General features: G+C 39.9%; 2 protein-coding genes. Both read right to left on the bottom strand.

Features of this window, described 5'->3' with window-relative positions; all coding sequences use genetic code 11:
- Window positions 1-122: 122 nt before the first annotated feature.
- Window positions 123-5,360 carry a T9SS type A sorting domain-containing protein gene (locus tag LZF87_RS06045; RefSeq protein WP_244342997.1) on the bottom strand — a complete coding sequence of 1,746 codons (5,238 nt, stop codon included), beginning with the start codon at window positions 5,358-5,360 and terminating at the stop codon, window positions 123-125.
- Window positions 5,361-5,848: 488 nt separating this feature from the next.
- Window positions 5,849-13,345: a T9SS type A sorting domain-containing protein gene (locus LZF87_RS06040; RefSeq protein ID WP_244342994.1), complete on the bottom strand. Its 7,497-nt coding sequence runs from the start codon at window positions 13,343-13,345 to the stop codon at window positions 5,849-5,851.
- Between the last annotated feature and the right edge of the window lie 120 nt (window positions 13,346-13,465).

The following is a 13,465-nucleotide window of genomic DNA, read 5'->3' as shown; positions in this document are numbered from 1 at the left end:
TTTTTTTTCCACACACAAAAATGACCTATTGATATAAAAAAAAGACTGTCTTTACAGACAGCCTTTTCCAAGTAAACTAAAAAACTTAAACTACTTCAAACTTAAACTACTTCAAACTTAAATTACTGCTTCTTAATTACTTTTATTGTTTTGACAGCATCATCAGTAGAAACTTTCACGAAGTAAGTCCCTGCTGCAAATCCACTTACTGGAATAGTTGCCATCATAGCGTTAACTGATTTTGACAATACCATTTGTCCTGTAATAGAATACATTTCAACATTGGTAATAGATTGAGGATTCTCAATTTGTAAAACATCATTAACCGGGTTAGGATATACTTTCAGATTTGACAAAGAGAAATCATTCACTCCTAAAGTTACCGTAACTGTAACTGCCAAATATGAAGTACTTCTACAACCTCCTTCAGTCTGCATCGCATAATAAACGCTTCCGCTTGTCAATTGAGTATTTGCAACAATTGCATTGGTTCCCGCTAAAGCATCAGCCGATGTAGGATACCAAACAATACCAGGTCCATTAGGTGTTAAATCTTCAATAGTAGCTTCCGAAGGCACTCCTCCTGAAATCGTTTGTGTTGAAGGTCCAACTGGAGCCGGAGTCGTATTTACCGTTACAGTTGAAACACTGGAATAACCAGACATTCCTGCTGAACAAGTAACCTTTAATCGATAGTAAGTTGTTGCGGTAATAGTCGGCGTTGTTAAATTAGCATAAACTGCAGTTGAAACACCCTCATTTACCGGTGTGGTAAATGCAGCATCCGATGCCGATTCCCACTGATATGTAATTCCGGTTCCAGTAGTATAACCGGTAGCTGAAATTGTTGTACTGCCTGAAGTACATAATGTTGCTGCTGTTGGTGTACTTGTTCCACCCACAGCTGCAGCACAAACAGATGAAAACTCATCAGCTCCCATATCTGGAGTTGATGCACTTCTGGTTTGTCCGTCAATATCGGTTGTAACCGCAGCAACAGGAGTTCCTAAATTATCTAAAGCGCTATTGCTTGCCGGCACCAAGTGTAAATCATTATTAAAAGTGAAAACCGGCAATACATTTGCAGAATTAGTATTACCGCCAAAAGCAGTTACAAAATCAGCAAAAGTTGCTTTATCTCCATTCAAATATCCTAAAACTGGTGTTCCACTACCCGCAACATAATAATCGTTATAATCGATTGCCGCGAACTGTGTATTACCAGATGCCATAGAATAAACGGCATACGATTTATCGCCGGTTGATGCAGTATTATCATAAGTATTCACCAAGATATTGTTGCGGATATCCAAGCCGGTTCCAGATGTCTCTAAAAAGATACACGAAGCCATACCTGAAGTTGTATTTGCAGCATTTCCTGCACGAGTTCCAAAAAGATGAACGGTATTATTAATCAAACTAACATTGGCAGCCGTTCCACCAATAGCAACACCTATTGTTGAAGCAGATCCTAAAACTGAACCTTGAGCATTATAAATATCTGAAATCATATTGTTAGTAATGGCAGTTCCGTTTCCTAATATTATAATTCCTCTTACTCCGTATGCCCCCGTAGAATTATTACCTATATCAGTGATTACATTCCCTTTAATTATCGCATCGGTATTCCCAGCAGGTACAATGACACCAGCCACACTGTTGTCTCCAGTCAGGTTCGCAATTGACTTAATATTCTTGATAGTATTATTCGACATTACTACACCCGAAGTATTTGCCAATAAAAGAATTCCACCAACTTTTGTAAAAGGAGATGGTAAGATATTTACCGACAAGATTCCTTGTATAGTATTGTTATCGACAACTGTACCCATTTCGTTCATTAAAGATACACCACTAATACCAAGCGTAGTACCAGCCGCTCCAATGCTATTTCCAGAAATTACTGTTCCGGACTGTATAGCCACAGGCCCAAGGATTTCAATACCATTTTTGGCTAATGAAATAGCATTGTTTTGAAATTTATTTCCTGAGTTCGCTATTTCTGCTACAGCACTTACAGTACTACCCGAAGTTATAATTGCTGAACGGGTAGTAGTAGTACCCTGTCCTTTCACTACACTGTTCTTAATAGTATTGTTAGTCGCTCCGGTAGTAGCAGAACTTGCCAACCATACAACTGTAGCCAACGTTGAATTACTAGTATTTGCAATGGTTAAATCTTTTGTATTTGTCCCATTATTCGAACCGTCAATAGTTACATAATCAGCTCCGTTTAATTTCACTATAGCCGAAGTACTACTTCCAGTAATTGTTGGAGCAATACCTGCAGCTGGCTTAACAGTTAAAGTATTTACCGCACTCGCATCAGCGTGCTGCTGGATTGTAATAGGGAATGTTTCCGAAGCACTATAAGTTGCATCAAGTAACGAGAACGTAACCGCACCCGCCAAACATCTTGAGTTATAAGCTGCAACTGCTGCTGTTAGTGTTGTGTAATTTCCACCTGTTCCTACTGTATAAACACCATTCAATGGCGTTACAAGCGCAGTTGGCGCCGTTGGCGCTGTTCCCGCCGCCGGAGGGTTAGCTGTTAGTCCTGCTGCTCCAGTTGAAGGAGATACAGACACATTAGGAGTCGTTGCAGCATCCTGAGCAACCACATAATAACTTAGAAAATCTCCTGCTACGCTTCCGGTTCCTATCGTAAAATTATAAACACCAGCTCCCATAGATATTCCTGTTGCTGCTGTATAAGCCCCTGAATTTATTCTCCAGTAAGCTACCGGCAATCCTGTACCTGCTGTAGGTATACCTGAAGCATCAGTAATAGTTGCAGAAACCGTTCTTGTTCCAATAGAACATGTAGTATCTGCAGTAAGAGTAATTACTGGCTTTGTCAAATCTAATGGTACACCTGTAAACTCATCCGCTCCGATATCAGGAGTAGATGCATGTCTGATATTTCCATCAAAATCTTCCGTTACCAAAGCTACGTTTGTTCCACCACCTTCAATCTGCGTAGCTACCGTCGTATTGACATGCAAAAAGTCAGGACTTGTGCCTACCATACTCACAAAAGAAGGGTTTTCACTTACAGATAAACTCTCACGTGGCGCCGTTCTAGCTTTATAAGCATCTATTGTTGTATCGGCGTTGGTTCCGTCAAAATAAATAGTGCTTGCATACAACAAGTTATTATTCGATCCGGCTACATAATTCGTTAAATTAACATTTCTTCTGTACGCAACCGTTTTTCCGGTACCCGCAAATCCCGAAGTATTAACCAAAACATTATTTTTCATTGTTATTACAACATACTGCCCAGCAAAAAGTGCAGCCGATCCAAAATTGGCAACTGCAGGAGCAATAGCGTTTAACACAACGGTGTTATTGTATACGTTTGCCGTCCCTGATCCTCCAATATTAATCCCTACGATCGCATTAGCGAAATTCGCTGACGAACGTAAGTCCCCGATAATATTATTGTAAATATCATGTTGACCAGCTATTGTTGATGATCCTCCTACAATACCTATAACAGTAGTCCCAGCAGGAGTACCTGTACCGCTTTCTAAATTATATATCTTGTTTTTGTAGATAGCATGTATTCCCTCAACAAATTCAATTCCATAAACTGTTGCCATATCTGTTCCTTTGAACGCTTCCAAAGTGTTACCAAAAATACGGTTTGAACCATTCGCCGTTGTTATTCCTTTAACAGCACCTGTAGTTGTATTAATACCCGAAATCGTATTACCGGAAACACTTTGGTTTCCATTAGCTAAATCAATTGCCGTAACCGCTCCTGTAGTGGTGTTGATATTTGAAATAACATTGCCGGAAACACTGTTAACTGTAGCACCGTTGCTGTTTGCAACGCTCAAAATCACAATAGAACCCGTTCCTCCGGTGATATTCCTAAAAGTATTTCCTGTTACCGTTTTAGCTGGTCCGAATGGTGCTGCCGTTGCTCCATCTTTGGAAATCCAACCGGTAATTGATGTTCCACCATTAATTGTTATATTCGAAAAATCGTTATTAAGATTGTTTTCTACAGCACCGTTAGCCGAATTAGTGGTGTTCATGTAAAAACTAGTAGCTCCGCCAGAATTAGGTCTCGTAAATGTTCCTGTAATTTTGTTGCCATTAACATTCGTCACAGCACCTGCAGGCCTAGCCCCACTATTATAAATAAAAGTAAAAGCCCCTGTAGATATGATGTTCAAATTCATGAACTCATTGTAATTGATATTCGTGTTTAATGCCGCTGCCTGATTGGATATCAAAGTAATTCCTCCTGTAGCTGTCGCCGTTGTGTGTCCACAGTTTACAAAATCGTTATCCGTGATATTCAGCGTAGAAGTATTGGTAACTGTTGAACCTTCAAGCATAATCCCGCTAATACCAGAAAGAGCTGCACCAACACGCAATGAAACGGTGTTATTTGTAAATGAATTAGTAAATGTTCCTGTAACAGCATTTGTATTAGTCGGCAAATAAATTCCTCGAAGTATCCCTGAAGTTGTACCTCCGTCGGAACTTGTTATTGTATTATAGGAAACATTGATATTTTTCGAATTCTTTATTTGTACCCCTGCCACCTGGCTTTGGCTAACTGTTGAAAAAGCCGAAAAACTACCTGTATTACCGAAATTTGTAAGAGCGTTTCCGGTAGCAGCACTATTACCTCCAATGTCCAATCCGTCATTATGGTCAGCCGCCGCACTTGGCCCGACAACCACAATCGGATTGTTAACATCAGTAATGGTATTGCCGTAAATTTTCAGGTTGTGATTTCCACCAGTTGCCCCAGATGCCGATGCCCCAGATGTCGGAGCTGTAGCATTATGAGTCGAATTACTGTAGATACCAAAACTGTTTTGATACATTCTGTACAAATCAATAGTGTTGTTTTGGATCGTAACATTCTGACATCCGTTGGTAGTCGATGCATATAATAATGCAACTCCCCATTCAGTCATATTGTTTGTTCCTTCTGCCGTAGTTATATTAGCTGGATTTTCCAACATTGTAAAGCCTTGCAAAGTTGTAAAATCAGCACCCTGAAATTTAAAAATTGCATCTGATAAAGATCCCGCAGTAAGCGCACCGGATGCTGTAATTGTATAACCAGTACCAGTAATAGTAATTGTGTTTACTGCTGTTCCTTCAGCTGTAATTACATACCCCCCTGCAGGAGCTGTTTCATTTCCAGTCAAAGTAATCACGACCGGACTTGTAATTGTTGCACCGTTTAGAGCCGTAATGGCTGTTGCCAAATCCGGATAGGCTGCATTTAATCCCGAACCTCCATTTGTGGTCACCTGGGCCATACCTGTAACTGACGTAAAAACAGTTAACAAAACGCCCAAAACCAATGAAGAACAGTTTTTTTCCATCTGGGTATGTTTGGAGAATCCCTCATTAAAAGAAGGACTACCTAAACAATTTCTTCCAAATGTCGAATTTAAAAAGGAAAGGACTCTCACCCTTTTCAATAAATTGTAAGCTTTGTTCATAATACATTTTTAGTTATTCTGATGGCGAATCTACTGAGAATTACTATTTTAAAAAATTTTACATCCCAAAAAAATAGCATTCCATCCCATATATAACAATATTTTAAAAAAACTACATTTTTTACTAAAAACAAATCCAATCACTACAAATATGAAAACAGAGCGAAAACTAATCAACAAAAACAAACATCTTCAAAATTTATTAAATCAGAAAAAACAACAATTTTCCTATTTAACAAGCTTTTCTTTTCATCAAATACCAATCATTGATTTCACATATAGAACTTAAAAATTCTAAAAAAATAAAATAATAAAAAAACCGCCTGAATCATCAGGCGGTCTTTAAATAGGCAGATATTAGTTAGTAATTATTTTTTAATCACTTTAACTGTTTTAACCGCATCATCAGCAACAACTTTAACTAAATATGTTCCTCCGGCCAAAGGCGACATATCGATTGAAGCAGACATTGCATTTACAATTTTAGTCATAACTCTTTGCCCTGTAATACTGTAAACCTCTATAGTAGAAATAGCTTGTCCATTTTCAACTTTTAAGATACCAGCAACCGGGTTAGGGTATAATTTTAAATTACTTAAAACAAAATCATTCACCCCCAATGTCACCGAAACGGTAACAGCCAAAGAAGAGGTACTTCTACAACCTCCTACAGTCTGCATTGCATAGTAAACGCTTCCGTTTGTCAATTGCGTTCCCGCAGGAATTGCATTGGTTCCCGCTAAAGCATCAGCTGCTGTAGGATACCAAACAATACCAGGTCCTGTAGGTGTTAAATCTTCAATAGTAGCATCCGAAGGCACTCCTCCTGAAATAGTTTGTGTTGAAGACCCAGTTGGTGCAGCAACTGTATTTACAGTGACGGTAACCGCTAATCTAGGGCTTTCACATCCCGAAACAGTCTGCGTTACATAATACGTTCCGTTTGACAAAGCATCTGTTGACAATAAAGCCGAACCGCCTGTCAAACCAGCATACCATTGAACGCCTGTTCCTGTTGCTGTCAAATTAGCAACTGTAGCACTGTTACAGAAAGTCTGTGCAGAAACTGTTGGCTGAGCCGTTGTATTTACAGTTACAGAAACTGGCAGTCTTGGACTCTCACATCCTGAAATCGTTTGAGTAACATAATATGTTCCTGTTGATAAAGCATCTGTTGACAATAATACTGAACCACCAGTTGATCCCGTATACCACTGAATTCCTGTTCCTGTTGCCGTTAAATTCGCTACAGTTGCAGCAGTACAGAAAGTCTGCGCAGAAGCTGTTGGCTGAGCCGCTGTACCTACAGTTACAGAAACGGCCAATCTCGGACTCTCGCATCCTGAAATCGTTTGGGTAACATAATATGTTCCTGTTGATAAAGCATCAGTCGATGATAAAGCTAAACCTCCTACTGGGTTAGCATACCATTGAATTCCGGTTCCTGTTGCCGCTAAATTCGTAACAGTTGCAGCAGTACAGAAAGTCTGCGCTGAAGCTGTCGGCTGAGCAGTACCGATAGTCACCGGAACTGCCATTCTTGGACTCTCACATCCAGAAATAGTTTGAGTAACATAATAAGTTCCGGTTGTTAAAGCATCTCCCGGCGACATAGGCGATCCTCCCGCTGGAACCGCATACCACTGAACTCCATTTCCTGTTGCATTTAAATTTGCAACTGTTGCATTACCACAGAAAATATGTGCTGAAGCAGACGGCTGAGCTGTTGTATTTACAGTTACAGTTATAGGAGCCGTAGTTACTGTACATCCTCCGGAAGTTAATGTAGCAGTATAGGTTGTAGTAGCTGTTGGCGATACAGAAAGATTGTTAGTTGTTCCAACTACCGTAGTTCCGTCTGACCATGAGTAATTAGTTATAGCCGATGGTGCTCCTGAAACAATTTTCACATTGTCAATCAACCAACCATAATAATTATTACTAGCGTTTACTATATATCGGAAACGGATTCTGAATTGCGACGTTAAAGCCGCCGTTGGAATCGCAATCGTTTCACTCTGCCATAAAGAATTGTTTGGCGTTGACCCAGGCGCAACAAATGCACTGGTCCAGTTAGTATAACTTCTTGCCGAAAAACATACTGCTGAATTGAACAATGTCCCCGCTCCTTGGTAGCTCGATGTAGGGAATGCAATCCAGTTGGTTCCTCCATCTGTAGAATATTCCACATAACCTAAATCGGTTGCTGTTGATGGACCTTCCATTCCCGCAATATGAGAAAACGTCAGATAAGCCTGAGGTAAAGTACTCAAATCAACATTAGAAGCAAGGCTCGCGTATACATTCGAATTAACTCCCACCGGTTTTAAATACATTGAAGCAGTTCCATTAGACACATAGGCCGTAGACTGCGTTAAATTAGCTGTACCTGCAACAGCACCTCCTGTAAACTCAGTCACCCCAGTTTCAAAAGAATTACTGTATTGTGTTGTTTGAGGTACTATACTTGCAGATAAAACTGAAGAACCTCCCGGACAAAGATTATTTAGAGAAGCCGAAGCAGCCCCAACAAGACCAAATAAAGGTGCATCTTTATATGCAGTCCCCACTTTTAATTTAGTCGTTACCGCATCGGTTGCATATACCTCCCAAGTAACGCTCACATTAGACACCATCGGAATGGTTGCTGTAAAATCAGATGTTGTTCCTGTCGTTAGAGTTCCACCTGTCATTGTGATAGGCGTTTGTGCCACTCCATTAAACCAATATTTTAAAACTACAGAAGTAATAGCAGTTCCTCCTGCAGTAACGTTAGCTGTAACGGTTCTGCTTACTGCTGTACATTGATCACCTGACGGTGTAATTCCAACATTGTTAATAGTCACTACTGTTAGTGGTGTACCTGCAAATTCATCAGCACCTAAATCTGGTGTAGTTGCATTTCTTGTATCTCCGTCAAAATCAGTTGCACCAGAAGTAATGTTTACTCCAGCACTTTCAATTTGAGTAGGTATAGCAGGATTAATATGCAGATAATTCGCATCTGAACCTACCATACTTAAGAAATTCGGATTCTCACTCACAGAAAGACCATCGCGGTTCACTAATCTGTTTTTAAAAGTATCCAATAAGTAATCTGTAGCCCCAGCATTATCTGTATAATAAGCCTGACCGTAGAATAGGTTGTTGTTAGATGCCGCGTCATAACCTACAACACCAGCTCTTCTCATCATAGTAGCCACCCCTGTACCAGTAGCGACACAATTATTTACAAAAACATTGTTGCGCATAAGTAATGCAACCGCAGGTCCGCAACCGATTATAGTCGATCCGAAATTAGCTCCGGAACTTGTCCCGCTAAGTACGACTGTATTGTTATACAGATTCAAAGCTACGGTTCCAGCCGCTGCAGTTATACCATTAACCTGACTAGGTGTTCCCGCAAGAGTTGTCGCTGTTGCAGTTATATTACCGATAATGTTATTATAGACATTATTGGTCGTTCCACCACTAAGATACATACCCCATAACGAAACTGAAGCTGTCGAAGCAGTACTTAATCCGTAGATTTTGTTTCGGAATACATTGTTAGTTGCACCTCCGCCTATAGAGATACCCGTTATTGAACTTCCTCCCGTAAACGTATGAATGGTATTACCGGAAATCTCATTTAAAGCACCACTATTTGGCATTCTGATTCCGTACATCGTACCTGTACCTGTCGCCGGAAGCGAAAAATCACTTATAGTGTTATTGCGGAATATTCTATCCCCTGTAGCTACAGAAATATTATTCCAAATACCGTAAATTGGAATAAGCTGAGTAGATAACGATGACAAATTACTGATTGTATTGTTTGTAAATGTCTCCGTAGCAGAGGCTGAATTAGCATAAAAACCGGCAAAAGTAGTTGTTCCTGTTGTAGCTGTCGAACTTAAATTAGTAATAATATTCGAATCAAACGTAGCATTTGTACACTGAGCGTAGTTAATACCATAGAAACTTCCAATGCCATTTCTGGAAATATTATCAATTGTATTATTATTACAATTTAATGTAGCTGCCTGTCCCGCATAAATCGGATTAACAACACCGGTAGTAGTCGTAGTTACAATATTCTTAACAACGTTACCATTTATATTGATTGTATTTGAAGCTGCTCCTGAACCATTGTAAATACCAAAAAATCTTCCTGTACTGGACGCTAATGAAATATTTGCAAACGTATTGTTATTTATATTAGACACAGTTGTAGCGCTAGGAGAACTATTAAAATAAATACCCTGAAATTCCCCTGCGACACCAGATCCAGCCAATACCATATTTCCGGCTCCTGTACTGTCAGCATACCCTATAGTATTCCCTGTTATCTTTACATTTTCACCAGCTGAATTAGAAAAAGCAATACCATACAAAATCCCGGCAACCGTAAACGTACGGGTCGCCGTTTGATACATTTTGTTGTTTGTGATAGTCCAATCAGTATTCCCTGCACCTGCATAAATCGCAGAACATCCGGAAGACATAAAGAAATCATAGAAATTACAATTGGTAATTGTTATCCCACTGTTCGCAATCCCTGCATTCGTCGTAGAACCGATACTTCCAATTAATTTAGAAGGGTTTGTTCCCGCAGGACCGATGTTACAATTCGAAATAGTATTCCCGTCATTTCCGTTGGCAGTACCTGTTCCAAAGAAAATCACACCTCCGGCAACAGTATTGGCCACTGTAGTTGAACCCAATACAAAACTGTTCGTTATGGTATTATTTGTTGCATCGTTCTGGAATTTAATCGTACCAGCAGTTGCAGTTGCATTAGTATTTGTAATTGTCAGTGAGCTTGCACCTGAATTCAATCCATCAATAGTAACATAGTCAGCACCATTGAGTTGAATCAACTCAGAAGCCACATTCCCTGAAATTGTTGCCGTAACACCTGAAGCCGGTTTAATTGTTAATGTCTTAACCGCGCTGGCATCAGCATTTTGCTGTATGATAATCGGATATGTTTCGGACGCATACGCCACATCAGTTAACGTAAAAGTTACAGGTCCGTTCAGACATCTTTTATTATAATCCGAAACCGCCGCAGTCAATGTTGTATAATTTCCACCAACCCCTACTGTATAAATACCATTCATAGGAGTTGCCAGCGTTAGTGGCGCTGTTGGTGGTGTTGCTGCTAAAGGAGGGTTAACACCAAATCCGGCTGCACCAAGAGAAGGATATACCGACACATTTGGAGTTGACGCATTGTCCTGTGCAACAAAATAGTAATAAACACCATCTCCCATAACACTTCCTGTACCAATGGTAAACTCATAGACACCATTCCCCATAGACGTTCCTACCGCAGCAGTATAAGCCCCTGAGTTTATTCTCCAATAAGCTACCGGCAAACCGACACCCCCTGTAGGCACACCTGAAGCATCTGTAAAAGTTGCCGAAATAGTTCTGGTTCCCGAAGCACATGTTGGATCCGGAGTATGAACAACTATAGGCCCCGTTAAGTCAAGAGCAATCCCTGTAAACTCATCCGCCCCAATATCTGGAGTACTTGGATTTCTAGGATTTCCATCAAAATCATCAGTTACTGTAGTAATCGGAGCACCGCCACTTTCAATTTGTGTAGGCACAGTTGTATTGATGTGTAAATAATTCGCGTCGGAACCCACCATACTTACAAAAGTAGGAGTCTCAGTCACCGACGAAACATCGCGGCCTGCAGCTCTGATTTTAAATGCTGCCAATGTTGCATCTAAATCATTCGTTACTGGGCCTGCCGCTTGGTTTTTCACATGGATGTTAGTACCTGCTAATAAATTATTATTAGATGATGCGTCATAAGGCGATATACCACCTGCCAGTCTCAATACTACAGATACTCCTGTACCTCTGGACGGCAGATTATTAATCAAAATATTGTTTCGCAGCGTTAACGGACCTCCACTAGACACAGCGCTCGATCCGAAATTAGTTCCAGTATTTAAACCGTTCAGTACAATGGTATTATTGTATAGATTCATAGGCATTCCCCAAGAGTTAATACCGATTACGTGATGAGGTTCAACTCCACCGTTTGTCGCCACTGGCGCAGTTAAATCACCCATAATATTATTATAAATATTATAGGTTCCACCGCCTGTAATGCCAAAACCAATAACCTGAGATGCAGCTCCTGTACCGCTTAATCCCCACACTTTATTGTTGTAAACATTGTTAAGGGTTCCTGCTGACATAGAAATACCATTAATCCCACCACTGTTTCCTCCTGAAAATGAACAAACAGTATTCCCTGAAATAACATTAACAGGTCCTGCGTTAGCCATTCGGATTCCATGAATAGTTCCTGTTCCCGTAGCCGGAAGAGTAATATTACTCACAACATTATTTTGAATCGTTTTATTTGCAGTACCCGTTCCGATCTTAATACCATCTATCGTTTGAGCACCTGTTGATGAAGAAGTCAAGCCTGTAATTGTATTATTTTTAACTGTCTCCAGCTGAGAGGCTGTCGATGAAAAAATAGCAGCCATGGCAGATGTACTTGTAGTACTTGTAGATCTCAAATTTGTAATTGTATTACCGTCAACTGTTACATTAGGTGCCGAACCATAATTAATTCCATAGAGAATTCCAGCCGCATTTCTGGTCAGATTATCAATCGTGTTGTCATTACAATTCAATGTAGCGGCAACCCCAGCGGAAATACCATAAAACATACCTGTATTATTAACATTAGAAAGATTTCTGATTGTATTCCCTTCAATATTAATCGTATTGCTGGTGCCTGTCGTTGCGCCATTGTAAATCCCATAAATAGTACCATTAGTAGCAGATGTAGATGTTAAAGCTACATTAGCAATCGCGTTATCAGCAATATAACATGTTTCTGATGCAGTAGGCGAAGTATTGGTAAAAATACCATAAAAACTTCCATTAAATGTTTTCACATCAATGTTCAATGTTCCGGTTGCTGCATTAGTAGCATATCCTATGGTATTCCCGATGATGCGTACACCATTACCATAATTAGCACTGGAAAAACAAATACCATACATTACATAACCAGAGGCAAACGTACGCGTACCCGTCTGGTAAATCTTATTATTCGTGATGTTCCAGGCAGAACTTCCTGTCGAAGCAAAAATCGCCGCACTATTATTAGATGCAAGAAAATAGTCGTACAAATTACAGTCACTGATTGTTATCTCACTGTTACAAGTGCCCTCATTGGTATTTGTCCCTAATGAGAAAATCAGTTTAGCCGGAAGAGCCGTTCCTGCCGGACCAATATCACAACTTGAAATAGTATTTCCGTCATTACCGGTTAAAGTTCCGGTACCGAAAAAAACCACTCCCCCTGCAGTAGAGGTATTAGTTGTATTTGAACCTAATATATTACAGTTCGTTATTGTATTGTTAGTAGCATCTCCCACGAAACTTATAGTGGAAGTATTGATATTAGCCGATGTACTTAAATTGGAAATTGTCAGTCCTTTTCCTCCTGAATACAAACCGTCTATGGTAACATTATCCGCACCATTAAACTGAATCATTTCAGAAGCCAAATTACCTGAAATTGTCCTATTTCCCCCGACCGGTTTAATTGTCAAGGATGACCAATCCCCCGCATCAAGTTTTGCAAGAGTAAGCTCATTAGTATCCCCGGAAATATCAATATTGATATTAGCCGCAGTTTGAGTAGTTCCAATGGCCGTAAATGCCGCGCCCAAAGTAGTATAGGTCCCGTTGCCTGTCAAAGCACCATAAACCGTAACCTGTCCCTGGACATTTGAAACTCCAAAAAAAACAAACAAAAGCAGCACGAGCAGCTTTTGTGACCTCATCAGAAGCCCGGATGATGGCTCATCCGGCCCTTTAATGTATTTTTTCTTCATAAAATAAAAAATTTTTGTTAATAGTTGGACTAAACTACACAGAATTAACGTTTAAAAAAATTTTATTTCCCAATAAATTAACATTTAATCCCTAATATAACAATTTTTTAAAAAACCAAT

Origin of the sequence: Flavobacterium enshiense (assembly GCF_022836875.1) — a bacterium.
Taxonomy (GTDB): domain Bacteria; phylum Bacteroidota; class Bacteroidia; order Flavobacteriales; family Flavobacteriaceae; genus Flavobacterium; species Flavobacterium enshiense_A.
This window is presented reverse-complemented; position numbering and strand designations above follow the sequence as displayed.